The sequence below is a fragment of the Streptomyces sp. NPDC002044 genome (assembly GCF_040296725.1).
GTDB lineage: Bacteria > Actinomycetota > Actinomycetes > Streptomycetales > Streptomycetaceae > Streptomyces > Streptomyces antarcticus.
Map to the genome: position 1 here is coordinate 12070 of NZ_JBEOXU010000022.1, position 24198 is coordinate 36267.

The 24198-nt window shown below is 74.2% G+C and carries 22 protein-coding genes; 13 read left to right on the plus strand and 9 right to left on the minus strand.

The window, feature by feature from the left end; translation table 11 throughout:
- Positions 1–9: 9 nt before the first annotated feature.
- Both ABT106_RS08620 and ABT106_RS08625 read right to left on the minus strand, forming a co-directional pair.
- Positions 10–549 (minus strand): EF-hand domain-containing protein, encoded by a 540-nt coding sequence (locus ABT106_RS08620; RefSeq protein ID WP_351274276.1) that lies wholly within the window; start codon positions 547–549, stop codon positions 10–12.
- A 140-nt stretch (positions 550–689) separates the two neighbouring features.
- A complete protein-coding gene (locus tag ABT106_RS08625; protein WP_351274279.1) occupies positions 690–1166 on the minus strand; it encodes an SRPBCC family protein in 477 nt (158 codons plus the stop codon).
- 153 nt (positions 1167–1319) lie between these two features.
- Between ABT106_RS08625 and ABT106_RS08630 the strand changes: the two genes are divergently transcribed.
- The 6 genes from ABT106_RS08630 to ABT106_RS08655 all read left to right on the plus strand — a co-directional run bounded on the left by ABT106_RS08630 (position 1320) and on the right by ABT106_RS08655 (position 9981).
- A complete protein-coding gene (locus ABT106_RS08630) occupies positions 1320–2057 on the plus strand; it encodes an SAM-dependent methyltransferase (RefSeq protein ID WP_351274282.1) in 738 nt (245 codons plus the stop codon).
- A 354-nt stretch (positions 2058–2411) separates the two neighbouring features.
- Positions 2412–4454 (plus strand): dynamin family protein, encoded by a 2043-nt coding sequence (locus tag ABT106_RS08635; protein WP_351274285.1) that lies wholly within the window; start codon positions 2412–2414, stop codon positions 4452–4454.
- A complete protein-coding gene (locus tag ABT106_RS08640) occupies positions 4451–5386 on the plus strand; it encodes a hypothetical protein (RefSeq protein ID WP_351274287.1) in 936 nt (311 codons plus the stop codon). Before ABT106_RS08635 ends, ABT106_RS08640 begins: the two co-directional genes overlap by 4 nt.
- Positions 5379–6011 (plus strand): hypothetical protein, encoded by a 633-nt coding sequence (locus ABT106_RS08645; protein ID WP_351274290.1) that lies wholly within the window; start codon positions 5379–5381, stop codon positions 6009–6011. Before ABT106_RS08640 ends, ABT106_RS08645 begins: the two co-directional genes overlap by 8 nt.
- Positions 6008–7627, plus strand: a complete 1620-nt coding sequence (locus ABT106_RS08650; protein ID WP_351274293.1) for a dynamin family protein — start codon at positions 6008–6010, stop codon at positions 7625–7627. The genes ABT106_RS08645 and ABT106_RS08650 overlap by 4 nt, the downstream gene beginning before the upstream one ends.
- A complete protein-coding gene (locus tag ABT106_RS08655; RefSeq protein ID WP_351274296.1) occupies positions 7624–9981 on the plus strand; it encodes an Hsp70 family protein in 2358 nt (785 codons plus the stop codon). The genes ABT106_RS08650 and ABT106_RS08655 overlap by 4 nt, the downstream gene beginning before the upstream one ends.
- 220 nt (positions 9982–10201) lie before the next feature.
- Here ABT106_RS08655 and ABT106_RS08660 read toward each other — a convergent pair whose 3' ends face one another.
- Entirely contained in the window at positions 10202–11017 is an 816-nt protein-coding gene (locus tag ABT106_RS08660) for a CAP domain-containing protein (protein ID WP_351274298.1), read from the minus strand.
- Positions 11018–11564: 547 nt separating this feature from the next.
- Here ABT106_RS08660 and ABT106_RS08665 point away from each other — a divergent pair.
- The 3 genes from ABT106_RS08665 to ABT106_RS08675 all read left to right on the plus strand — a co-directional run bounded on the left by ABT106_RS08665 (position 11565) and on the right by ABT106_RS08675 (position 12994).
- Complete coding sequence (locus ABT106_RS08665) at positions 11565–11729, plus strand: hypothetical protein (RefSeq protein WP_351274301.1); 165 nt, start codon at positions 11565–11567, stop codon at positions 11727–11729.
- Between the two features lie 186 nt (positions 11730–11915).
- A complete protein-coding gene (locus ABT106_RS08670) occupies positions 11916–12515 on the plus strand; it encodes an OsmC family protein (RefSeq protein WP_351274304.1) in 600 nt (199 codons plus the stop codon).
- A gap of 137 nt (positions 12516–12652) precedes the next feature.
- Positions 12653–12994, plus strand: a complete 342-nt coding sequence (locus ABT106_RS08675) for a DUF5713 family protein (protein ID WP_351274306.1) — start codon at positions 12653–12655, stop codon at positions 12992–12994.
- A 108-nt stretch (positions 12995–13102) separates the two neighbouring features.
- Here ABT106_RS08675 and ABT106_RS08680 read toward each other — a convergent pair whose 3' ends face one another.
- The 4 genes from ABT106_RS08680 to ABT106_RS08695 form a co-directional block, all read right to left on the minus strand.
- On the minus strand, positions 13103–13987 hold the full coding sequence (locus tag ABT106_RS08680) for an alpha/beta fold hydrolase (RefSeq protein WP_351274308.1): 885 nt from the start codon (positions 13985–13987) through the stop codon (positions 13103–13105).
- Positions 13988–14237: 250 nt separating this feature from the next.
- Positions 14238–15170 carry an ABC-2 membrane transporter-related protein gene (locus tag ABT106_RS08685; protein ID WP_351274311.1) on the minus strand — a complete coding sequence of 311 codons (933 nt, stop codon included), beginning with the start codon at positions 15168–15170 and terminating at the stop codon, positions 14238–14240.
- Positions 15167–16054: an ABC transporter ATP-binding protein gene (locus ABT106_RS08690; protein WP_351274313.1), complete on the minus strand. Its 888-nt coding sequence runs from the start codon at positions 16052–16054 to the stop codon at positions 15167–15169. Before ABT106_RS08690 ends, ABT106_RS08685 begins: the two co-directional genes overlap by 4 nt.
- The gene (locus ABT106_RS08695) at positions 16051–16440 is read right to left on the minus strand and encodes a GntR family transcriptional regulator (protein ID WP_351274316.1); all 390 of its coding nucleotides are present in this window, start codon (positions 16438–16440) and stop codon (positions 16051–16053) included. The genes ABT106_RS08690 and ABT106_RS08695 overlap by 4 nt, the downstream gene beginning before the upstream one ends.
- Positions 16441–16607: 167 nt before the next feature.
- Between ABT106_RS08695 and ABT106_RS08700 the strand changes: the two genes are divergently transcribed.
- The 3 genes from ABT106_RS08700 (at position 16608) to ABT106_RS08710 (ending at position 20739) form a co-directional block, all read left to right on the plus strand.
- Positions 16608–17303: a FadR/GntR family transcriptional regulator gene (locus ABT106_RS08700; protein WP_351274318.1), complete on the plus strand. Its 696-nt coding sequence runs from the start codon at positions 16608–16610 to the stop codon at positions 17301–17303.
- On the plus strand, positions 17300–18691 hold the full coding sequence (locus ABT106_RS08705; RefSeq protein ID WP_351274321.1) for a tocopherol cyclase family protein: 1392 nt from the start codon (positions 17300–17302) through the stop codon (positions 18689–18691). The genes ABT106_RS08700 and ABT106_RS08705 overlap by 4 nt, the downstream gene beginning before the upstream one ends.
- Positions 18692–18810: 119 nt before the next feature.
- A complete protein-coding gene (locus ABT106_RS08710; protein ID WP_351274323.1) occupies positions 18811–20739 on the plus strand; it encodes a GMC family oxidoreductase in 1929 nt (642 codons plus the stop codon).
- Here ABT106_RS08710 and ABT106_RS08715 read toward each other — a convergent pair.
- Positions 20727–21401 carry a GNAT family N-acetyltransferase gene (locus tag ABT106_RS08715; RefSeq protein WP_351274326.1) on the minus strand — a complete coding sequence of 225 codons (675 nt, stop codon included), beginning with the start codon at positions 21399–21401 and terminating at the stop codon, positions 20727–20729. The genes ABT106_RS08710 and ABT106_RS08715 overlap by 13 nt on opposite strands.
- A 238-nt stretch (positions 21402–21639) precedes the next feature.
- Between ABT106_RS08715 and ABT106_RS08720 the strand changes: the two genes are divergently transcribed.
- Entirely contained in the window at positions 21640–22056 is a 417-nt protein-coding gene (locus ABT106_RS08720; RefSeq protein ID WP_351274329.1) for a hypothetical protein, read from the plus strand.
- A gap of 76 nt (positions 22057–22132) precedes the next feature.
- Here ABT106_RS08720 and ABT106_RS08725 read toward each other — a convergent pair whose 3' ends face one another.
- On the minus strand, positions 22133–24148 hold the full coding sequence (locus ABT106_RS08725; RefSeq protein ID WP_351274332.1) for an ATP-binding cassette domain-containing protein: 2016 nt from the start codon (positions 24146–24148) through the stop codon (positions 22133–22135).
- Positions 24149–24198: the final 50 nt, after the last annotated feature.

Genomic DNA, 24198 nt, shown 5'->3' on the forward strand with positions numbered 1-24198 from the left:
CGACACCCCCTAGCCCGCGAAGCGGCCGCAGAGCCAGTTCCCCGGTTCCGCGGGGTCGTCGCTGATCCAGAACTGGCGCCACAGGATGGCGAACTCCTCGCGGCTGAGGTGGCCGTCGCCGTTCAGGTCGAGGAGCTCGAAGACGCCGGTCATGTCGACGGGCTGTCCGTTCCAGGTCTCCACGAGCCTGAGGTGCTCCTCCGGGGAGATGACCCCGTCGCCGTTGGAATCCACGGCGTCGAAGACGGTATCGGCGGTCGCGGTGACGTCCGCGACCATCGCGGGCAGTCTGTCGACGAGGGAGAGCAGCTCACCCATGTCGACCGCGCCGTCCCCGTTGGCGTCCCCGGCTTCCAGGAGGGCTGCCCACCAGCCCATCAGCAGCGTCTCCATCCGCGCTCGCAGTTCCGTGCCCGGGCCCACCCCCGGCAGCAGGCTCCACCGGGCGACGAGCGCCGCGAAGTCCTCCTCGCGCAGAAAACCGTCACCGTCCGCGTCGAACGCGGCGAACATCCCCTTGAGCTTGCGCTCCTGAAACACGCTGGCCACGAGCGGCCTCCCTCGATGCCGAACCGAACCGAGAACCGCCGCCGACCGCTGTTCAACGGGTGGCGGTCGGCGCGTAACTATAGGTCGGGGCGCGCCGCCGGTCCCACGGGCACATATGCCCGAACATTCACCCCGCCGGGTCAAGGCCGGGCGGCCGCGCCTTCCACGTACGACGCCAGGTTGGCCAGGGAGGAGGCGATCCCCGCCTCGTGGTCCGCTTGACCGATGCCGGGCGGCACGTCCGTCGCCGTGACGGTGACCTCGGTCCCGCCGTCGGTGGCGGCGAGGCTCCAGGTCATCGTCATGGCCCCCGCGTACGAGGGATCGTCGGCCTCGAACACCGCCCGCTGCACCACGCGCTCCGGCGGTACCAGTTCCGCGAAGCCCACGTCAACGACGTCCGTCGCCTCGGAGGTCTTGCCGGGGCTGTCGGCGGAGTCGAGGTAGGTGAGCACCATCCGGAACCCGCCGCCCGGCCGGGGGTCCCACCGCTCGACGCGCCCGCGCATGCCGTCCGGCGGCAGCCAGGCTTCCAGCGACTCCCGGTCGAGGAGGGCGTCGTAGACGGTCTCCGGTGGAGCCGCGATCACCCGGCCGGCGCGGTCGGTCCTGTTCATGGTCCCGATACTAGGCCGGGTCGCGTGGTCGGAGCCGCGTCCGGCGGGCCGTGGGATCAGAGCCGCGTCCGGCCGTGGGATCGGCGCACGAGGCCCGCCCCCGCGGCGGATAACGACGTGCGCGCGACCACGGGGCGCTGGCAGGCTGCGCCGGTGAACCGCGAACAGATCTCCAGACTCGCCCATGCCGGCCACCCGATCAAAGCCCCGCTCGACGACGACTCGGTGCGACGGCTGCTGGCGCACGGTGCCCCACGCGGCGACGAACGGGTACTCGACCTCGGGTGCGGCGGCGCCGAATGGCTCCTGCGGACTCTGACCACGCACCCGCGCGTCCGGGCCGAGGGCGTGGACATCTCCGAGGAGGACCTCCGGCAGGCGCGCGAGGCCGCGATCCGGCTCGGTGTCGGAGCCCGGCTGGAACTGCACCACCAGGAGGCCGTGGACTTCCGTTCCCCGCGACCGTTCGACCTGGTGCTCAGCGTCGGAGCCACGCACGCCTTCGGCGGCGTGCTGCCCACCCTCGCGGCGGCGCGCAGGCACCTGGCGCCGGGCGGACGCGTCGTGATCGGCGAGGGCTTCTGGGAACGCGAGCCGTCCCGGGAGGCCGTCGGGATGCTCGGGGACTTCACCGATCTGGCCGACACCGTGGACCGCGTCGTCGCCGACGGGTGGACCCCCGTGCACGGGCACGTCAGCACGCGCCGCGAACTGGACGACTACGAGTGGGCGTGCTGGGGCTCGCTGGCCTCCTGGGCGCTGGACCACCCCGCCCACCCGGACGCCGCGCGAGTGCGCGAGACGGCGCAGGCCCGCCGTACCGAATGGCTCCGCGTCTACCGGGACACGTGGGGGTTCGTCACCCTCGTCCTGCGCCCGGCCTCCGGCTGACCCGGCACCGGCCGCCGGGGGTCGGTGGGTGGTGCGCCGTGGTCCGCCAGCCGTCCGCCAGCCGTCCGCCAGCCGTCCGCCGGTGGTCCGCCGGTGGTCCGCCGGTCGGTTCCGCGGACGACCGAAGCTTCCTGAGGTCCGGGCGGTGCGAGGAACCGCTCCCCGTAGGCCCCCCGCCTCACGCCCGCCTCCGCCCCCCGGGCGACCGGCCGCGCGGCCGCACCGGGGAATCGGGTGGAACGCCGGACCCCCGGCGGGGTGGGGAGGTAGGTTCTGCCCTGCGGCCACCCTCCGTGAGGGGCAACGGGGGCCGCTGCGCGCGCGGCGCGCCGATACCGGCTGGGGGCTGCCCGTATGGACGACTACGGTGCGATCAGAACCGACATACTCGCGGCCCTGACCGAGGCCGCCGACACCGCTCACCGGGCTGAGGCCGAGAACACCGCCCGGTCCCTCGAGGAGGCCCGCGACGGCCTTCAGGACGACGTGCTCCGCGTCGTCGTGCTCGGCGAGTTCAAGGCCGGCAAGTCCAGCCTGCTCAACGCGCTCCTCGACGACGTGGGTGAACCGCCCTTGCTGCCCGAGGCCGAGGAGATCGCCACCAGCGTCGCCGCCTCCGTCGCGTACGGCGACCCGGAGCGGATCGATGTCCTCCACATGGCCGGCGACAACGAAGGCGACGACATCGACGGCGGCGGCGCCGACGAAGGCGCTGCCGCCGCTGCCACCACCGTGCTCGTGGACCGCCACGGACTCCGCGAGCACGGCACGGAGGGCGGGAACCCGCAGAACCGCCGGGGCGTCCTCGCCGTACGCATCCACACGCCCAGCCCGCGGCTGCGCCAAGGACTCGTCCTCGTCGACACCCCCGGACTCGGCGGCCCCCACCCGGAACACAACGTGGCCACCCGCGCCGCCCTGCCCGGTGCGGACGCCGTGCTGCTGGCCCTGGACGCCACCCAACCCGTCCTGCGCAGCCACCTGGATACCGTCCGGCAAGCCGCGTCGGCCATCAACTCCTCCGACACCCCCGACGCGCTCCTCTTCGCCCTCACCAAGACCGACCAACGGGGCTACGAGGAGATCCTGGCCGACACCCGCGCCAAACTCGCCACCGCGACCGGCCGGCCCGCCGCCGACCTGCTCGTCGTCCCCGTATCCGCCCGCGCGCACCAGGCGTACCTGCGGTACAGGGACGCGGAGGACCTCGACGCGGGCAACCTCGCCGGCCTGTGGGACGGTCTGTGGGCCGCTCTCGGCCACCGTGGGGTGCCGCGCGTCCTCGGCGGGGCACTCGACACGCTCGACCGCGCGGTCCAGGCCCTGATCGAACCGGTCGACGGGCAGGTCCGGGCCCTTGAGGACGGCACCCGGCGCACGGTCGGGGAACTCCGCGCGCAGGCCCTGCGACGTCAGGCCAGGCTGGCCGAACTCCAGAAGGGCAAGGCGCAGTGGCGCGGCCTGCTGCGCGAGCGCGTGGAGACCATGCAGGACGCACTGCGCAGGGACGCCGACGAGCGTCACGCCCAGGTATGGGACCGCTTCGAGAGCCAGTACCTGGAGGAGGACGCCTACCTCACCGATCCGCAGCGCCTCGTCGGGCAACTGACCGCCGACGCCGCCCAGGTCATCGGCGAGGTCAACGAGCAGGCCGACACCAGGACCGCGATCGTACTGGCCCAGACGGTCGCCGAGACCGGGCTCGCCCTGGGGGCCGTCCGGCCCGCCGCGGTGTCCGCCGCCGCCTCCCGCGACCTCGTCGTGAAGGGCAGGCTCGGCGACCGGCATCGCTCGGGACGGTTCAAACGCAGGCTGCGGGACCTCTCCTTCGGCGGCTCCATCGGTACCACCACGGGCGCGTTCGTGGGCAGCGTCTTCCCCGTCGTCGGTACGGCCCTGGGCGCCGCGGTCGGCAGCCTCGTCGGCATGGTCTCCGGCTGGCGAAGCGCCGGCCGCGACCTCCGCAACGAGGACCGCCGCTTCGACCGCACGAGCCTGCGCACGCAGTTGCAGCCGCTGAAGCGCCGTCAGGCCAACCACCTCGCCGACTCGGTGAAGGAGATCGTCAAGGAGTTCCGCAAGCTGGCGGAGGAGGAGATGGAGGACCGGATCGAGCAGGAACGCGAGAGCAACAGACTGCTCATCGCCGGCCTCAAGACGGCCGAGGAGCACACCACCCGGACCGCCGGCGCCCAACTCGCCCTCCTCCGAGCCCGCCTGGAGCCCCTGCTGACGCTGCGCGCGCGCACCGACGAGCTCGCCGCCCGTACCCTGGCCTTCCGCGCCGCCTGCGTGCTGCGCGCGAAGGGCCTCGGCCACCCGGGCCACCCGGACGGGGGCACGGCGGACGCCGCGCCCGACGGCGCCGACGACCTCGCCTGGGCGGAGGGGCCGTGACCGACTCCTACGACTACGCGGCCCCGGACGACCACGCCGAGAACCACACCACCCCGGACGACTACGCGGACCGCGACTCCTCCGGCGGGTACACCGCGTACGACGACACCGCGTACGAGGGGCCGTCGTACACGGAGGCGCCCGCGTACGAAAACGGCGGCGGAGCCTCCGTGTACGACGGCCCGTCCGACGCGGTACCGGCCGCGCCGGCCGACCCGTACCGGCTGGACGACGCCCCGGACGGCGCCCCGCACCCCGACGACCCGTACCCGTACCCGTACGACCTCGACGGGCCGGAGACCGACCCGGCGGCGGACGGTGCGGGAACGCCGCCCGGGTACCGCGAGGGCGATTCCGTGGTCGGCGACCCCGCGGCCGCCGCCCTGTACTGGCACGAGCAGGAACAGCCCTTCAGCTGCGCGGTCGTGGCCCAGGAGTACGTTCTGGACCGGGTCACCGGGACCGACCGTGCCGAGGCCGATCTGGCCGATCTCGCCGCCGAGAAGGGGTGGTACCACCCCGGGGGCGGCACCGCCATCGACGACATGGCCCGGCTGCTCGAACACCACGGTGTGACCGTCACCGCCCGCGACGGGGCGGACCTCGTCGACCTGCGCGACGCCCTCGCCGACGGGGACCACGTCATCGTGCCCGTCGACTCCGGCGAGATCCTCGGCCCGGAGGACAAGAGCCCCGTCGACCTCGAGGGGGTGAACCGCATCCCCGGTCAGGACGGCGCCGACCACGTCGTCGTGGTGACCGCGGTCGACTACAGCGATCCGAGCCGGCCCGTCGTGGTCCTCAACGACTCCGGTCACCCTGGCGGCGCCGGAGTCCGCGTGCCCATGGAAACCTTCTACCGTGCCTGGACCGACTCCGGACACCACATGGTCCGGGCCGAGGGCACCCCGCGGACGGACACCGATGACTGAGCCGCTCACGTCCAAAGCCCCCACCCCCCAAGCCCCCACCTCCGGAGCCGACGGCGGCACCCGCACGGGCGCGCTCATGCGGGACCTCCGTCGCACCGCCCTCTTCCGCAGCCTGCTGCCGATGGAGGCGAACATCGCGTGGCCGATCCCGCTGCGCCGCCCCGACGGCGACGGCCGCTCCGCCGTCTTCCTCCGCTTCGCCCTGTTCGCCGGGGACCGCGACCCGTCCGGGCGGGGCGTGCTCGTCCGCCCGCCGTTCGCCACGCTCACCGTCGCCCGCCGAACCGGCCGGATCGTCGAGTACGCCGACCTCCGCTTCACCCGGCCCTGGCCCGCCACTGTCGCCGACGCGCCGGTCGGCCGCTTCCCCGGGGAAGGTCTCCCGGCCACGGTGGGGGAGTACAAGCAGCTCCGCCACCGCCTGCTCACCCGCTACGACGAACTCCTGGACGCCCTCGACACCGGACGCTCCCTCCCGGCCGAGGCCGCCCGGGACTTCTCCGAACTGCTCGGCCTGCTCGTCGAACCCGGACTGGAGCCCTACCTGCGCGCCCTCGGACCGGGCTTCTTCACCCGTTTCCTCGGCCCCGGCCCGTCCGCCGCCGACCAGCCGGACCGCCGTTGACGTCCGTCCGTCCGCTCCGGGCGCGCGCCGAGGCCGCGTTCACCACCGGCCTCGGCGCGGCCGAAGGTCCCCCGGCCCTGCGACCCCTCGCGAGCGCCCTGCGCTCCGCCCGGGAACGGATGTCCCACCCGCTGCGCGTCGCCCTGGTGGGCCGGGTCAGCTCCGGCAAGTCCACCCTGATCAACGCCCTCCTCGGCCAGGACATCGCACCGACCGGAATCACCGACCTCACCTTCACGGTCACCTGGCTGACCCACGGCCCTGAGCGCACCGTGACCGCGCACTTCCTCGACGGCCGCCCGCCCGTCCCCTTCGACCCCGGCGACCTGGCCGTGCTGGCCGGCGCCGACCGGGGCACCGGCAGCGCCCGGCCACCGGAAGGCATCGACCATCTCACCGTCACCGACCCCCACCCGCGCCTCGCCGCCCTCGACCTCATCGACACCCCGGGCCTGGACTCGACGTTCGACGGGGACTCCCTGACCACCCTGCGCCTCCTCGGCCGCACCGGCACCGAAGTCCGCGAGACCTCCGCGGCCCACGCGGGCCGGGCGGACGCGCTGATCGTGGTGGCGCCCTGGCAGGGCCTCGCCGAGAACCTGCGGACGCTCCTCGCCGAACTGCGGGGACCGGGCTTCGCGGAGCACGGCCCGGTCTCCACCGTCGCCGTCCTCACCAAGGTCGAACAGCTGTGGCCCGCCCATGCCGACCCGCTGCGCCGCGGAGCCGAACTGGCCGCCGCCACCATGGCGGTGCCCGGCACCGACCGGGTCCTCTTCGCCGTCCGACCGGTGGCCGGGCGCCTCGCCCACGGAGCCGCGGTCCTGACGCAGGACCAGCTCGCCGACCTGTTCGCCCTCGCCCCGCTGGTGGACCGGCCCAGTTCCCGACCGGACCAGGACGAGCTGGCAGTCCGGCTCGGCCGGGGCCCCCAGTGGGAGCAGGACCCCGCCGTGGACCTCCCCCTACCGCCGGACCGCCGCCGCGTCCTCAGCCGCGGCCTCACCCCGTACGGCGTCCACCTCGCCTGCCGGCTCCTGCGTCACGAAGGGGTGACCGACCTGCCCGCGCTGAGCCGCGCCCTGCTCGCGCGCAGCGGTATCGGAGCCTTCAGCGACCTGCTGGAGCACCACTTCGGCGGCCACGCCGACCTGGTCCGGCTGCGCGGCCGTCTCGACCACGTCTACGAGGTGCACGCCCGCCCGGCGGCCCGGCTGTCCGAACCGGACCGGGACCGTGCCGACGCCGCGCTCACCCCACTGTTCGAACTCGACCGCGGGGAAAGCGGGTTCCTCGCCCTGGACGTGCTGCGCGACCACTACGCCGGCCTGCTGGACCTGGCCGCCGAGCACGCCGCGGAACTGCCCCGCGTGCTGGGCGAGCACGGGGCCCCCGCGGCCGACCGGCTCGGCCTGCCCGCCACGGCGGACCCGGCCGAGCTGCGGGCCGCCGCCCACCGGGGCCGCGTCCGCTGGGCGGCCGCCGCCGCCGACCCCGCCCACGGCGGGCGCACCCGGCGCGCGGTGGCCGTCGTACTGCGCGCCTACGAGGAGCTCGCCGCGGCCCACCCCGAAGCCCCCGGCCGTACCGCGGCGCAAGCGGAGCACGTACGGTGAGCCGCCCGCCGACCCTGGTCGCCGACATCGGATACGCGCACACCAGGGGCGCCGTCGTCGGCGACGGCCGGACCACCCTGCTGCGCGAACCGGCGGGCGGCTCCCCGCTGTGGCCGACCGCCGTGGCCCTCGCCCCCGGCCGGCCCGAAGACCCGCTGATCGCGGGGACGCCGGCCGTCCACCGCCGCCGCCTCGCCCCGGAGTCCTACCGGCACGACTTCCTGCGCGACCTCGGGCACAAGCGGCCGCTGTGGATCGGCGGCCGCGAGTTCCCTGCCCGTGCCTGCGTCGGCGCCGTGCTCGCCGCACTGCGCGCGGAAGCCGAGCGGACCTGCGGCTCGGAGGTCCGCGACCTGCTCCTCGCCTGCCCGGGCCACTTCCTGCCCGGAGGCTGGGACCGACGCCGGGACTCCCTGCGCCGGGCGGCGAAGGAGGCCGGCTTCAGGAAGGTCTCGCTGCTGGCCGCGCCGGTCGCAGCCGCCCTCGCACCACTCGACCGGCCCGCCTTCGCACCCGGCGACACGGTCCTCGTCTACGACCTAGGCGCCGGCAGCTTCGACACCGCGCTGGTCCGCTTCCACTCGGGCGGCGCGGTCCGCCTCAAGGGATTCCCGATGGCACTGGACTTCCACGGCGGGGCCGACCTCGACGCGCTGATCGCCGCCGACGTACGGCGCGGCCTGCCCCCGGGCCTGCTCCAGATCATGACGGGCGCCGGACGGGCCGCGGCCGACCCCGCCGCGGCCGGCACCCTCGCGGCCGACCCTCTCGCGGCCGCACAGACCGGCCAGCTCCTCGCCGACTTCGCCCGCGGCATCAAGCACCGGCTCAGTTTCGAGGAGGTGGCCTCCGACGTCCTGTTCCCGGGAGCACCGCCCTACACCCTGGACCGGAAGCGGTTCACCGAGCTGGCCGCCGAACTCCTGGCGGACACGCTGGCCTGTAGCCGAAGGCTCATCGAGGGCAACGGAGTGGATCCCGGCGGCCTCGCAGGCGTGATCGCCACCGGGGGAGTCACCCGCCTGCCGTTCGTCACCGAGTGGCTGGCCACGGTCTTCGGCGTCCGCCCGCACCAGCCGCAGGACGCCGAGCTGGCGGTCGTCACCGGAGCCACCGCGTGGCTCGGCAGAGACGCCCGCCGCCTGCGCCCGGAGGCTCCCGGGCCCCACCGCACGCCGCTCAGCTGGCCCGTCCCGCGCGGCGGAGCCCGGCTCGAACGCTGGCTCACCTCCCGGGGGGCCGAGTTCCGCGGCGGCCAGCCGCTGGCCCTGCTGCGCGACTCCGACGGCGCGCAATGGCGGCTGGACGCTCCGGAACTGGCCTCCGGCGTCGTCGTCGACCTGCACGCCGAGCCCGGGCAGCTGATCACCGCCGGGCACTGGCCCCTGACGGCGGGCCCACTGCCGCCGCCCGAGGTCCCCTCGGCCACCGGCCCCGTCCTCGGCCCGCCCCTCACGGCCCACCGGCTTCGGCACGGGGGCCCGGTGCAGTGGATCGCCTTCCACCCGGGCGGCACGGAACTGGCCGCCGCGGGCGGCGGCGCCGGGGTACGCGTCCACGGCGTGCCGCCGGGCTCCGGGGACGTGGAGGAGATCGGCACGCCCGGCGAGGTGCTCTCGCTCGCCTACCGGCGCGACGGCCGGCAACTGCTGTGCGCGGTCAGCGAGACGGGGCCGGACGGCTCGGCCGGCTCCGTCCGGCTGTACGACACCGCGACACGGGAGCTGATCCGGGAGTTCGGCCGCCAGAGACTGGTCTACCAGGCCGTCTTCAGTCCCGATGGCCTGACGGTGGCCACCAGCGCGGCCGACCGGACGGTACGGATCTTCCGGGCCGGGACCGGTGTCCTGCTCCAGGAACTCCGGTATCCCGGGAGGGCGGTGGGCCTGGCCTTCGCCGCGGACGGCCGTACGCTGGCCGCCGCCTGCGCCGACGGCGTCCGGCTCCACGACCTGCTCTCCCGGCAGGTGAGGCACATCTGCTTCGACGGTGAAGCCGTATGGCTCGCGTTCAGCCCGGACGGGAAGCGGATCGCGGTGTCCCGGCGCCATGAGGGCCAGGGGGGCGAGAAGACGAGCTCGGTCCTCGTCCACGGGGTCGAGGACGGAGCCCGGATCGCCTCCCTCCCGCCGGTCGCGACGATCAACTCGATCGAGTTCAGCCCGGACGGATCCCTTGTCGCCGTCGGCGGCGACGACGGCCGGGTCCGGCTCCACTCCACAGAGGACTGGGGAGTCCGGCAGGTCCTCGAACACGACTCCCCGGTCTGGAGCCTCGCCTTCGCCCCCCGCGGCACGGCCCTGGCCGTCGGCACCCACGGCGGCACGGTCACCGTCTGGACCGGGGCGCCCTAGCGGACGCGACGCCACCGGGGCCCGCGACCACCGGGTGTAGGACTCGGCCCCGGAGTACGTACAGGTGCGGGCCGCGGTGTCGACGTCGTACCGGACGACCCCCGCGTTCCAGCAGCCGCGGACGGACCCGGGGAACGCCGTCTCCCCGGCCTGGTCCGCCCGCAGGGCCGCGATCAGCGCCTCCCGGTCGAACCGGCGGCGCCCGCCCCGCCGCGGCGGGTCAGCGCGCGGCGCCGAAGTCCTGCGTCCAGTAGTGGCCCGGCTGCGCGAGGCCGATGCCGATCTCCTTGTAAGAGCAGTCGAGGATGTTCCGCTTGTGGCCGGGGCTGTTCATCCAGCCCTCCATGACCTTCTCGGGGGTGCTGTAGCCGTAGGCGACGTTCTCGCCGTACGTCCTCCACTCGTACCCCGCCCGGGTGATGCGCCCGCCCGGGTCGGAACCGTCGGAGCCGGTGTGGGACATGGTGCTGTTCGCGGCCATGTCCGCGCTGTGGTCCTGCGCGGCCTTCGTGAGCTTCGCGTTGAGCGTGAGCACCGGACACCCGACGGCCGCGCGCTCCTTGTTGACGAGCGCGAGCACCTCGGCCTGGGCACCGGAGGGCGCTCCGGTGTCCTTCGGCGCGGCGGGCTGGGTCGCCTGCTTCGTGGGCTGTGCGGGCTTTACGGGCTTTACGGGCTTTGCGGTCCGCGCCGGTTCGGCCGGTCGCGACGTCGGCGGGGCGGGCGCGGCGGCGGGCTCCGCGGGCCGTTCGGCGACCGGCGGGGCGGCGGGCTCGGCCGGGGCCGGGGCCTCGGCGCCGGGGCCTGCCGGGGAGCCGTCCTGGGCCGGGGCTTCCGAGGGCGGCTGCGGGGCGGGCCGGCCGAAGGGGTTGTCCTGCCAGGGGTTGGTGTCCTGCCGGGCCGCGGTGGCCCGGATCGGCCCGGTGTCCTGTGTGTCCAGGCAGGCCATGGCCGCGCCGGGCACACCCACGACGGCCAGGGCCCCGACGGCTATGACCATCTTCCGGTGGTGCGCTGTCTTACGGTGCTTCTTCATGCGTGACCTCACTCGGTGATCCCGAAGCTCCCGGCGCCGGACCGCGAAGGCGCCGGAGGAGCCGCCATTCTCAGAAGGGCGGCAGCGGCCTGGCAAGTTTCGCCGGCCGGGCCGCTCGGGACTTCCCGGGCCGGACTTGAAACGGCCGGGAGGTCGTGCATGCGTGCGGGGCGGCGAGCGCGTCGGAACCTGACAGGCCGCTAGAACCGTCTCTCGACAGTCACGTTGGAACGAAGGAAGTGGAAGTCACTGATTCCGTTCCCGGCGGTATGAGGCATGTCAGTGTCAAAAAGGTGCAAAGGATGAAATGTCGACGGCTGATGAGCCTCATGAGACCCGCCGGGCCGACAGGTACGCCGTGACGCATGTCACGGACCGCGAGGCGAACCGGACGCCGACGCACCCCTCGCCCCGTCGAGGGGCCCCTCCCGTACGGCGGGGTCGGGTGGCTCGCGTCCGGCCGAAGCTCTGGAGTTCCTCAAGGCGCGCTTGGAGGGCCGGCCCGGAGGGGCATCTCCCCTGCACGACGGCAAGGGGGGTGGGGCACGTGGAGTTCCTGATGATCATGGGGATCGCGCTCGTCGTGGTGTTCCTCGCGACGATGTTCGGCGGCGGCGGCGGCGGCGGTGGTGGCAGCGGCCGAGACCGGGGCCGGGGCGGCGGTCACCGGTGCGGCGGCGGATCGTCCTGCGGGGGTGGCGGAGGCTACTGACGAGCGGGCCGGGCGGGAAACGGGGCGATACTCGGCTACGGCTACGGCTACGGCTACGGATACGGATACGGGCGGCGCGTACTCACCGTCTCCGAGCCGGACGACGTATCCGCTCCACGCGGCCAACTCCGCCCCGGCGGTGCGGCATTGAGCCCCGTGGCCTTCGCTGGACGTAGTGTTCCGGCCATGACGATCACACCGGCCCGGACGCCCGGCCTCGCCGAACACCTCAAGGACAAGGCCGTAGCCATGCGCGCCGCCGCTGCCCGACGACCCCGCGACACCGACTGGGACGAGGAGATCGGGGCGGTGTGCGTCGCCGATGACGCGACCGGCGTGCGCAAGGTGCGCATCGGCGACTGGTCGCTCATCGGGGACGGCGGCCCGGACATCGGCGGCTTCGGGCTCGGACCCTCCTCGCCGGAGCTGCTCTGCGCGGTGATCAGCACCTGCCTGACGCACACGGTGCTGTGCATAGCGGCCCTGGACGGCATCGCCCTCGACCGGGTCGAGGTACGGGTCCGGGCCCGCAACAACGACGCCCGCTTCTTCGAGGTGGCCTCGGAGGCCCCGGCCGTGCCGTACGACCTCACGGCGGCCGTCCTGCTCACCGGCCCGCTCTCGGCCGGGCAGAGCGCCGCGCTCCTCGCGGCGGCCGACGAGCGCTGCCCGATGCTGAGGATGGTGCGCTCCCGGCACGGCATCGAACTCCGCGCCGTCGCGCCCGACGACGCCACCGACGCCGTCGGGACCACCGACCGAGCGGCCGGCGTCCCGCGTCGGTGACCAGGTCCGGCGTGGTGCGAGATGTGGGTCCTGCCGCTCCCGGTCGTCAGCGCATCGTGCCTCTCCCCTCGGACCCGGGTTGTCAGTCGCATGGTGCAGGATCAGCGCGTCAGTTCTCCGAAGGGACGGGAAAACCGGTGTCGATCACGAACCAACAGGTCAACGGGCATGTGTTCCTGCGCGCGCTGTACGAGGACGCGTACTACCCGGATCGCGTCCTCGACAAGGGACGCGCCGTCCTGCTGGGTCTGTGCGAGCGGATCGAGGCCGAACGGCCCGCGGACCTGGCGGCGCTGTACCTGCTCACGAAGGCGGCGACGGAGGCGTTCAACGACCTGGAGACCGAGTTCGAGGCCGCGGGAAGCGAGATCGAGACCGTCGCGCGCGAGGAGATAGCGGAGGACTTCGGCTTCGTGGCGTCGGCCTACGGGTTCGGGGACGCGGACGTGGAGGAGCTGATCGCCGCACGCGAGTGGTGACGGCCGCGGGGGCATCGGGAGCCGTGCCCCCGTGCCCCCGCCTGCCTCGCCGTAGGCGCCTGCCGCCGCCCGGCGCCGGCGGGCCTGACGGCGCCGCGTACGGGTGGGTCAGTGGCCGGCGGGCCGCAGTACCTCACGGAGGGTCCGCGCGAACGCCTCCGGCTCGCCCTGCTGCCCGAATTCGCCGCCGAGGAAGCCGCCGTGGTGGCTGGGGAAGAGGGTCAAACCGGTGCCCAGCCCGTCGGCGACAGCGGCCGCGGCGCGAGCCGGGAACTGGCCCTCGGACTCCTTGCCGGCGGCCACGACGATACGTGTCGTGGCAGCGCGCAGGGCGCCGAGGTCGGGCCGGTATCCCGTACAGCCGCGCATGTTCTGGCCCAGCAGCGGGTCGTCGCGCGAACCGTCGTCCTCGGTCGGCAGGCCGAAGAGGGCGGGGTCGGGGGCGGGCTCGTCCGCCCAGTCCGCGGGGAACGGTCCCTGCCGTCCGGCCACGGCGATGAACTTCGCCATCGCGGGACCCATCCCGTCGCGCTGGTACGTCGTGTGGATGTCCGCGCAGACCTCCAGCGCCGCCACACGGTCCGGCAGGACCTGCGCCGTCGGCGGCTCGTGCGCGACCAGGGTGCGCACGAGGTCCGGATGCCGTGCCACCAGATCGAGCGCGTTGACGGCGCCACCGCTGCTGGCGAACACGTCCACAGGGCCGGAGCCGAGCGCCTCGATGACCCGCCGCAGGTCGTCGGCGTGCTCCTCGGGCGTCGACTCGGCGGCGCCGTCCGTACGGCTGCTGCGGCCGGTCCCCCGGGGGTCGTAGGTGACGACGGTCCGGTCGGTGAAGTACGACGCCAGCGTGAGGAAGCCGCTGGCGTCCATGGGCGAGCCGATGAGGAACAGGGCCGGGCCGCCGGCCCCGCCGTCCGGGAGGCCGCCGCGGACGTAGTAACGGAGCGTTGCGCCGGTGGCGTGCAGCGTGTGGGTCATGAGCTCGGTCATGGTGTCTCCTCGCAATGCGTACGGTCAGAAGGAGAGACTGGCGGTCCCGCCGGAAATCATCGCCCGGATCCGTACGTATTCATCCCGGTCCGCTCTCGTCACGCATCGGCGCGAAAGTTCGAACGTTCAACGGATCGGGTCCGGGCGGCCCGCCCGTGCCCCGCCCCCGGAACCGTTGCCTCACGCCGCGCCGGTGGGGGCACCCGGGCGTGTGTTCCGGGGCAGGCGTTCGGGAGCCTGTTGCGCGTGGTCAGCCGCGCCGGGCGCGCAGCAGGCGGAAGGCCGCGTAGAGGAGGCCGGCCGTCAGGGCCAGGATGATGCCGGATTCAAGGAGCTGCGTCGGCCAGTAGTGGGAGAGCGGATGGAAGTCGGCGTACCGCGCGGTGACGTTCGTGAGGGCCTTGCACACACCCGCTTCGGGATCCCCCTCGAAGCAGGTGTACCCGGGCAGCCGCTCGCCCGTGGACGTGAGGACTCCGATGTCCGTCAGGTAGGCGGAGGGCGGCAGCGGCTGACCGGTACCGCCGCCGAGGGGCACGGTGGCGGTCTCCACGGCGAGGAACGACCACCGGAAGGAACCCGACGTCAGGAGGACGAGGCCCGTGACCAGCCCGGTGACGGCCATGGCGGCGAGGGTGCGCCGGATCAGCTGCCCCACGAGGGCGCCGACGGCCACGCCGAGCAGGCAGGAGGCGACGAGCACCGGGCCCGCGGCCTCGTACGGTCCCTGGTCGTGCCAGTACAGCCGGTACGTGCCGGACACCCTGGCCCAGCCGAGGCGGTAGAGCCCGACCAGCGCGGCCGAGCCGAGCACCGTGACCGCGGAGGCCACCAGTACCTTCGAGCCGAGCCAGGCCCTCGGGGTGGCCGACTGGGTCAGGGCGAGCCGCCAGGTGCCGCTCTCCACCTCGCGCGCCAGCATCGGCCCGGCCACGAAGGCCCCGATCAGCGGGGGCAGGAACCGCAGGCCGTCGCCCGCGTACTGCACGCACAGCCGCAGCAGGTCGTACCCGTGGTTCGGCCCGGTGACGTACCGGCCGGCGGCGTCCGGGGAGTTGGCCCACAGGCGCAGGGCGACCACGGCGACGAGCCCGGCCGCCAGGGCTCCGGCCACCGTCCGCAGCACGCGCCGGTGCTGGCGTACCGCGACCCAGTAGGGGCCCGTCAGGGCGAGCGTGCTCATGCCCCCACCCCCTCGGCCGTGCGTGAGGCGCCGGCGGTGAACACCGGAGCGCCGGGGGAACGCAGGTGCGCGAGCAGGAGATCCTCCAGGGACGGTTCGGCCGTCTGCCAGGTCCGGGTGTCCACCGGGCCCCGCGGCCGCACGAGCGCGATGAGCTGCCGGCCCGTGATCCGGGTCTCGACGACGGTGTGCGCAGCGAGTGCGTCGGAGGCGGCGGCCGGGCCGGTGAGCAGGCGGTGCGCCGCGACGACCTCCTCGACGGGGCCGAAGACGCGGACCCGGCCGCCGTCGAGGAGGAGCAGGTGGTCGCAGGCACCCTCCAGCTCGGTGAGGATGTGCGAGGACATCACCACGGACGTGCCGTTCTCGGCGGCGTCGGCCATCAGCACGCCCATGAGCTGGTGCCGGGCGAGCGGGTCCAGGTCGGCCATCGGCTCGTCCAGCAGGAGCAGCCCGGGGCGTTTGCCGAGGGCCAGGGCCAGCGCGAGGCGCGTGCGCTGGCCGCCGGAGAGCGAGCGGACCCGCGACCGCGGGTCGAGCGGACCGCCCTCGACGATCCGCCGCGCCGTCTCCGCGTTCCAGCGGCCCGGGTTGAGCTCACGGCCCATGCGCAGGGTCTCGCCCACGGTGAGCTGCGGGTAGAGGGGTTTGTCCTGGGCCACGTACGCCAGCGTCTCGCGGGACGCGGAGCGGATGACGCCCTCCGTCGGCCGGGCCAGTCCGGCCGCGAGCGTCAGCAGGCTGGACTTGCCCGCCCCGTTGGGTCCGACGAGGGCGCAGACCCGGCCTTCGGGCAGCCTCAGGGAGACGTCGCGCAGCGCCCAGGTGCCTCGGCGCCCGTGGCGCAGTCCGAGACCCTCCGCCTCGATCACGGTTTCCGTCATGCGTCGCCGTCCCCCTTGAACTGCTGTTCCAGTACGGATGTGAAGAGTGCCGCCACGTCGTCCCGTTCCATCCCCGCGGCCTGGGCGCGCCGCGCCCAGTCGGCGAGTTCATCGCGCAGCGGGGAATCGGCGGCCGAGCCGCCCAGGGACCGCCTGATGAAGGTGCCCAAACCCCGCTTCGCCTCGACGAGCCCTTCGCGCTCCAGTTCGCGGTAGGCCTTGAGGACGGTGTTCGGGTTGATGGCCGTGGCCTCCACGACCTCGCGCGCGGTCGGCAGTTTGTCGCCGGGCTCCAACAGGCCCAGACGTAGCGCCTGTTTGGTCTGCTGGACGATCTGGAGGTACGTGGCGATGCCGCTGCGCCGGTCGATCCGGTACTCCAGCACGACAGCACCACCCTTTCACTAGGTAAGTAGTGGAAGAGTCGTACACGGGGCGCTTCCTGTCAACCGGGGCCGCCGGTAGGGCTGATGGGCGGGCCGGCACTCTTGACGCCTCCAGTGGCGTAGTGGTCTAGTGGCTGAGCCACTGATCCACTGTTGAGGAGGTTGGCGTGCAAGCGCTGCCGCGCGAGACGGTCGTCGACGCACTGGAGGAAAGGCTGCGTGAGGACATCCTCAACGGCCATCACCAGAAAGGGAGTTATTTGCCGCCCGAACGGGAACTCTCGGAGGGCTACGGGGTCACCCGCACCACCCTGAAACACGCCTTCGAGCGTCTGGTCCAGGCCGGACTGCTGGAGACCAGGCACGGAGTCGGCACCCGGGTGCGCGACTACGCGCGCCTCGGCGGGGCCGACCTGCTGCCCGCCCTCATCCGGCACGGCCCCGACTGGTCGAGGGAGGTCTTCGAAGTGCGCCGCGGCATCGGCTCCCTGATCGCCTCGCGCGCCGCGGCGAAGGCGACCGTCGCCCAGATCACCGAGCTGCGCGCGCTCCTCGCCGCGGTACGGGAGGCCGAGGGCGGTGCGGGCGCCCAGCTCGCCGACGTCGAGGTGCACCGCGCGCTCGCACGGGCCACCGGTAACCGCGTCTACGTACTCCTCACCAACACCCTCTTCAACGCGTACCTGCCCCTGCGCGGCGCACTGGTCGCGCCGTTCACCGACGCGGACGCCGCCTGCGCACGGCTGCGGCCCGTCGTGGAAGCGGTGGCCGCGCGCGACGAGCGGGCGGCCCACGCCGCGGCGGACGCCTACCTGACCGCGACCGAACGGATCATGCTCGACGACCTCGGGGCCGGCCGGTGAGCGGCGGCCGCGGCACGGTCTTCACGGAAACCATGCTCGGCTGCGTCCGGCTCGCCGACGAGGACTTCGGCCGGGCCGTCCGCCTCGACCTGCGGGCCGAAGCCGGCCGCGTGCTCGATCCGCGGAGCACGACACCGGCACGCCTGACCGGCCGGGTCCGGATCGCCGGCCGCGCCGACGACCCGGCGGCCGAAGGGGAGATGGAGATCTCACCACTGGCCCGCCGCCGGATCCGCTACCGGCTGGCGTTCACCCTGGACGGCCGCCGTGTCGAACTCGACGGATGGAAGTCGGTCGGTCTCCGCCACCCCCTGACGTCCCTCACCGTACTGCCCTGCGTGCTGCACGCCGACGGGAAGCGGATCGGCGAGGGCGTGCTGCGGTTCCCCCTGGCGACGGGCCTCGTACCGTTCCTGAGCAGTTTCCGCTTCCCCCGGCAGGACGACGCAGGCCGGCACATGGCCCCCCGCTGGAAGGGCGAGCCGGGAAGGACCGAGGTCTGGTACACCACGCTCACCGACCCGGCCACCGGCTCCGGCGTCTGGGTGCACCACGAGCTGACCGCCCCCGCCGACGGCTCCGCGGCCTTCGCCCACGGATGGGCAGCCGTGTTCCCCCGGAACGGCCCCGTGCGGCACGCCCGCTTCGGACCGGAACCGTGGGAGCACCCGACCGAGGGCTACGCCGCCGCCGGAGCCCTCGCCCGGCCCGGCCGGATCACCGGATCGGCGGGAGCCCTCGCCTGGGACCTCACCGAACGCTCCGGAGGCACCCCGCTCTACACCTTCCCCCGCTGGTCCTGGCGGCGCCCGCTGCTGCCCGCCGCCCAGATGCTGCCCGCGGCCGCCGCGTCGTACGAAGGCCACGTCACCTACGGCGACCAGACGCTGATCCTCCGGGACGCCCCGGGAGCCTCCGCCCGGATCTACGGACACGGCAACGCGGAGCGCTGGGCCTGGCTCCACGCGGACCTCGGCCACGGAGACGTCCTGGAGATCGTCGCCGCCGTCTCCACCCGCCCCGGCCTGCGACGCCTGCCCCCGCTGGTCTTCCTGCGGCTGCGCCGCTCGGGCCGCACCTGGCCCCGCCGCCCCGAGCGCACCGCCGTCGGCTGGGCGGGCGCGGGCCGCTTCCGGGCCCGCCTGGGGCTCCCCGTCTGGACCGTGACGGGCCGCGCCGGCCTGCGCCGCATCCGCGTCGAGGTCACCCAGCCCGCCGAACGCACCCTGACCCTGGACTACGCCGACCCGGACGGCACACCGGCCGTCTGCCGCAACAGCGAGCGGGCGGACGCCGAGGTACGCCTGGAGCGCTGGTGGGGACGCTGGCGCCCGGAAGCCACCTGGCACCTCGAGGGCACGGCCCACGCCGAGGTCGGCGAGCACTGAACCCCCGCCGTCCGCCGGCCCGTGCGTCCGCGAACTCCGTGCGTCCGCAACTCCGCAAGTCCTGACGTCTGTACGTCCATCCGGCCCCGCCCCACCCCGCCGTCACCGAAAGGCGCGCGATGACCCGACCGACCGTTCCCGCCCGCACCGCACACGGACCGCTCGCAGGACTCGTCGCCGCGCTCCTCGCCGACGACCGGTCGACGCCCTGGACCGCACGCGTGCCCGCCCGGCTCGAATCCGTCCTGGCCACGATGCCCGTACCCGCCCGGGCCGCATTCCGAGCGGCCGCCGGCGCGGTCGACGGCTACGCCCTGGCGCGCACCGGCCGCCGGCTCGCCGCCCTGGACGCCGACGCCCGCGAGTCGGTGCTGGCCGCCCTGGCCGCCCGACCCGCCCTGCTGCCCCTGCTGGACGTGCTCAAAGTGCCCGTACTCCTCGCGGCCGGAACCGAGCGGATGCTCCACCACGGCGCGCGCGGCCTGCCGTTCGCCCCGCCGGACGATCCGCCGCTGGACTGCACACCGGCCCCGCACTGGCCCGCGCGCGCCACGGCCGACGCCGTCGTGATCGGCTCCGGGGCGGGCGGAGCCATGGCCGCGCGGACGCTGGCACGCGCCGGGCTGAGCGTGGTCGTGCTCGAAGAGGGCCACCACCACTCCACGGCGTCGTTCGGCCGCCGGACCCCGCTGGACCGCTTCGGGGAGCTGTACCGGGACGGCGGCGCGACCGTGGCCGTGGGCAGCCCGCCGCTGGTCGTGCCGGTCGGGCGGGCCGTGGGCGGCACCACCGTCGTCAACTCCGGTACCTGCTACCGGACTCCCCGGCACGTCCTGGACCGCTGGAGCTCGACGTTCGGCTTCCATCTCGCCGATGGTTTCGGCCCGCTGCTGGACGAGGTCGAGCGCACGCTGCGGGTGGCCACCCAGCCGATGGACGTCCTGGGCGAGAACGGCCGGCTCGCCCTCGCGGGCGCCGAGCGGCTCGGCTGGACCGCGGCCCCGCTGCGGCGCAACGCGCCGGGCTGCAAAGGGTCCTGCCAGTGCGTGGTCGGCTGCCCCACCGGGGCGAAGCAGAGCGTTCAGCTGTCGGTCCTGCCCGACGCGTGCGCGGCCGGAGCCCGCATCGTCACCGGCGCCCGTGTGCGCCGGATCCTCACCGAGCCGGACCCGCCGGGCGGCGGAACACCGCGAGCCTCCGGCGTACTCGTACGACGCGAGGACGGCACCGAGTTCGAGATCCTCAGCCCGTGCGTCGTCGTCGCCGCGGGCGCCCTGCAGTCACCCCAACTGCTGCGCCGCTCCGGCCTGGGCGGCCACCCGCGCACCGGCCGGAACCTGAGCGTGCACCCCGCCACCAGCGTGGCGGGCCGGTTCACCGAGCCGGTGACCGCCTGGGAGGGCGTACTGCAGAGTGCCGGAGTGGAGCAGTTGCACGACCGGGGCATCCTCATCGAAGCCACCGCCACACCCCCGGGCATGGGCAGTTTCGTACTCCCCGGGGCCGGACGGGAGCTGCGCGCGGAACTGGAAGGGGCCGGCCATCTGGCCACCCTCGGTGCCATGATCGCCGACCGGCCGTCGGGCCGCGTCCTGGGCCGCGGCCGCACCCTGCTCCGCTACGACCTGGACCCCCGAGACGCGGGCCGGCTCATGACGGCCGTACGGGCCATGGGCCGGCTCCTCTTCGCCGCCGGAGCCGTGGAAGTCCTCACCGGGATCCCCTCGGCCCCCCGCGCCCGTTCCCTGGACGAACTCGACTGCCTGCTCACACAGGTGACGGCCCGCCAACTCCACCTGTCGGCCTTCCACCCCACCGGAACCGTCGCCGCCGGCGGCGACCCGCAGACCGCACCGGCCGACGCCCTGGGGCGCCTTCGCGGCGTACGGGGCGTACTGGCCGCCGACGGATCCGTGCTCCCGAGCTGCCCCGAGGTCAACCCGCAGCTGTCCGTCATGGCCGCGGCCCTGGCCGTCACCGAGGCCCACGTGGACGGCCGGGACCGAGCGGCGGCGCCGCGCCCCGGGACACCGGTTCAGGTTCCGTGACGGAGAGCGGGCCCGCCCGCTCCGGGGGCGGGGTCGCGCCACATGGCCCACAGCGTCGGGCCGCCGTCCGGCAGCCGGATCTCCCGGGTGACGCGGAAGGCGAACCGTTCGTAGAAGGGGACGTTCGACGCCTTGCTGGACTCGAGGTAGGCGGGCAGGCCGAGACGGTCGCAGTGGGCGGTCTGCTCCCGCACCAGGGCCGAACCCGCACCCGCTCCCTGCACCCGTGGATCGGTCCCCAGGCTCGTCAGGTACCAGTGCGGCGCCTCCGGATGGGCCTCCTGCAAGGAGTTCTCCACGTCCGCGGCCCGTCGCAGCCCGTCCATCCCGAAGACGCGCGCGTAGTGCGGCAGGGCTGCCAGCTCCCGCACCGCCGAGGGCTTCCACCGGCCGGGACCCGACCACAGCGCGGCCGCCAGCAGCTGTCCCCGAGCGGTGGCGGCCACCCGCACACCGCCGGCCCGGGGCCGCTGCTGGCGCTGGAGCAGCGTGAAGAAGCGGGAGAGCCCGAGCTCCCGGCCGGACGGGTCGGGGAGCATCCACGCCATGACCGGGTCATCGGCGAAGGCGCGGGCCAGGACTCCGGCGATGGCGCCCGGCTCGTCCGGGCGCGCGCGGCGGATCCCGTAACCGTCGGACAGGGGCGCTGTAGGTGCGTTCATCGGACCACGGTAGGCAGCGGGACCGGGGCGCCGCCGCCGTCCGCCCGCGGACACGCGGAAGAACCGCCCGATGCCGCCCCCGATCCCACTGATCCCGATCCGCTGACGCGCCGCTTACGGGCGGTCAGGCGAAAGTGGGGGGTTGTCACATCTCCAGGGGGAAGTACCGATGCCCGTCCGAGTCCGCCAGGCCACCACCCGCGGTGCCGGCGCCAGCCCTTCGCCGGAACGGCGGTCAGTGACCCGCCTGCGCCTCACCTGCCTGTACGGCGGCGTGTTCATGGCGGTCGGGACGGTCCTGCTCGCCGTCGTCTCCGTGTTCGCGGTCCAAGCGGTGAACAAGGGGCGCGAGCCGGTCCTCGGTCTGGCGGCCGGGACGTCCGTCGTCGTACGCGACAGTGCCTGCCCGCTTCCGGTCGCCGGCCCCGACGCGCGAGCGGTGGACGGCGTGCTGAACTCGTGCCTGAACCACCGGCGGCAGCAGACGCGGGACTCGCTGGTCTCGTCCTCGCTGCCGGCCCTGGCAGCCCTCGCCGTACTGTCGGCCGCCGCCGGGTCCGCCATGGCCGGGTACGCGCTGTCACCCCTGCGACGCACCACCCGCACGGTACGACGGGCCTGCGCGCGGGAGGACTGGTTCGCTTCCCGGGCCTGACGGCCGGCCCGGGGCGCTCACGTCCGGTGGCGCTACCGACGCCGCGCTCGCCGAACACCCGGACCCGGACGCGGGCTCACGTACGGTCCTCCGCCGGTGTGTCCGTGGCCCGGTCGCGCTGGGCGGGGAGGCTGTCGGCGAACGCCGCGGCCTGCACCGTGTACGCGGCACGGAAGTCGCCGGTGCCGGCGCGGGCGTCCTCGTCCATCAGCTCGGCGAAGGTGCCGGACTCGGCCACTCGCCCGTCCTTCAGGACGTGGATGACGTCGGCGTGACGTACGGAGTGCAGCCGGTGCGTGATCAGCACGATCGTCTGGCCGGTCGCGGCGAGGGCCCGGATCTGGTCGAAGACCTTCTGCTCCGCCATCGCGTCGAGGGCGCTCGTCGGCTCGTCGACCACGAGGATCTCGGCGTCCTTGTACTTCGCCCGGCTGATCCCGATCTTCTGCCACTGGCCGCCCGAGATCTGGTGCCCGCCCCGGTAGCCGCGCGCCAGCAGTGTGCCCAGCCCGCGGGGCAGCTCCGCGAGGACGCCGTCGGCGCCGGAGTAGGCGGCCGCGCTCTCCACGGCCCGGTCGTCGATCGGAAGGGTGGGCCGGCCGATGCCGACGTTGACGCGGAACGTGAACGGCCAGTGGTAGAACGACTGGCTCATCAGGGCCACCCGGGCGAAGATCTGCCCGCGGTCGGCGGCGGCCGCGTCGACGCCGTCCCACCAGATCGTTCCGCCGCCCTCGTCCGGGAGGTACAGACCGGCCAGGAGCTTGATCAGCGTGGACTTGCCGGAGCCGTTCTCGCCGACGAGGGCGATGACCTTCCCCATGGGGAAGGTCAGGGACACGTCGCGCAGGGTCGGCTCCAGCGGCGTGCCGCCACCCCCGGGGTAGGTGAACGTGACCTTCTCGAAGCGGACCTCCCGCAGGCGCTCCGGCAGTGCCTCGCCGGTGGCGGGGATGGCCCGGGCGCCGGCCTCGACGCACAGGCGCTCGTAGTCGGCGACGAACAGCGACTCCTGGTGCAGGTCGGTGATCTGCGTGACGAGCCCGTCGAGGCTGGAGACCCCGGTCCGGATCGCGAGGACCGCCGTCCCCGCGACCGCGAAGTCCATCCGGCCGCTCCACAGCAGCAGCCCGAGCGCCCCGTAGGTGAGGAGGGTCGCGATCCCGCCGGCGCCGTCGGCCCTGAGGCCGATGCGGGCGGCGTTGCGGGCCAGGCGGGTCTGCTCGCGCTCGCTGGTCTGCGCCATGCTCCGGAAGTGGCCGAGCAGGAACGGGCCGACCTCGTGCACGCGGACCTCGGCGGCCGCCTCCTGCTGCGTCAGGAGCTGGCCCAGCAGGTGGCCGGCGCGTGCGTGCTGCACGAAGGTGTGGAACGAGATGTAGCGCTGCTTGGAGATCGTCAGCGAACTCCACGCGCTCGGCAGGGTCATCAGCACGAGCAACGGCAACAGCCCCGGATGGAGCACGGTGAGGACGCCGGCCGCGGCGACCAGGGAGATCGCCGAGTTCAGGGTGTTGGTGCACTGCCGGATCATCCGGCGCGCGGAGTCGGCGCCGTAGCGGGCGGCGTCCAGCAGCCGGTGGAACTCGTCGTCCTCGATCGCCGCCAGCTCCACCCGGTGCACCAGCCCGAGGTACCGCTCGGTCGCCACCCGCTGGACCTTCGGCTCCAGCGCACCGGTCGCCGCCGTCGACGCGGACCGCAGCAGCGAGCCGATCAGCGCCGTCACCGCGACGACCACGAGCGCGGGCACCGCGCGGGCCAGCCGCTCGTTGGTCGAGCCGCCGGACAGGATGTGGCCCAGCACGCCGTTGACCGCGACCAGCCCCACGGCCTGGGAGACGCCGCGGCCGAGTTCGGCGCCGAGGACCACGCGCAGGGAGCGGGCATCGGCGCGGTGCGCGAGCCGCACCCCCATGGCGGCCAACCGCGGCATGCCCTTCGCCATGTCCCACAGACCGAGCTTCAGCCAGGCGCCCTCGTGGCGCTCCCAGCCGATGTCGTAGGCCAGTTCCCCGCCGAACAGCAGCCGCTCCGAGTCCGACACGTTCGGCGCGTCGGGCTGTTCCGGGCGGTCCTGATCCAGGCTCATTCCCCCCACCCCGTATCCGGTCGTGACGAGCGGCTGCCGCGGCCGCCGGA

Coding starts and splice junctions, on each gene's coding strand:
- ABT106_RS08625 (WP_351274279.1), bottom strand. CDS start 1,166: ATGAACAGGACCGACCGCGCCGGCCGGGTGATCGCGGCTCCACCGGAG.
- ABT106_RS08670 (WP_351274304.1), top strand. CDS start 11,916: ATGACGATCACACCGGCCCGGACGCCCGGCCTCGCCGAACACCTCAAG.
- ABT106_RS08645 (WP_351274290.1), top strand. CDS start 5,379: ATGACTGAGCCGCTCACGTCCAAAGCCCCCACCCCCCAAGCCCCCACC.
- ABT106_RS08680 (WP_351274308.1), bottom strand. CDS start 13,987: ATGACCGAGCTCATGACCCACACGCTGCACGCCACCGGCGCAACGCTC.
- ABT106_RS08715 (WP_351274326.1), bottom strand. CDS start 21,401: ATGAACGCACCTACAGCGCCCCTGTCCGACGGTTACGGGATCCGCCGC.
- ABT106_RS08690 (WP_351274313.1), bottom strand. CDS start 16,054: ATGACGGAAACCGTGATCGAGGCGGAGGGTCTCGGACTGCGCCACGGG.
- ABT106_RS08660 (WP_351274298.1), bottom strand. CDS start 11,017: ATGAAGAAGCACCGTAAGACAGCGCACCACCGGAAGATGGTCATAGCC.
- ABT106_RS08725 (WP_351274332.1), bottom strand. CDS start 24,148: ATGAGCCTGGATCAGGACCGCCCGGAACAGCCCGACGCGCCGAACGTG.
- ABT106_RS08710 (WP_351274323.1), top strand. CDS start 18,811: ATGACCCGACCGACCGTTCCCGCCCGCACCGCACACGGACCGCTCGCA.
- ABT106_RS08635 (WP_351274285.1), top strand. CDS start 2,412: ATGGACGACTACGGTGCGATCAGAACCGACATACTCGCGGCCCTGACC.
- ABT106_RS08685 (WP_351274311.1), bottom strand. CDS start 15,170: ATGAGCACGCTCGCCCTGACGGGCCCCTACTGGGTCGCGGTACGCCAG.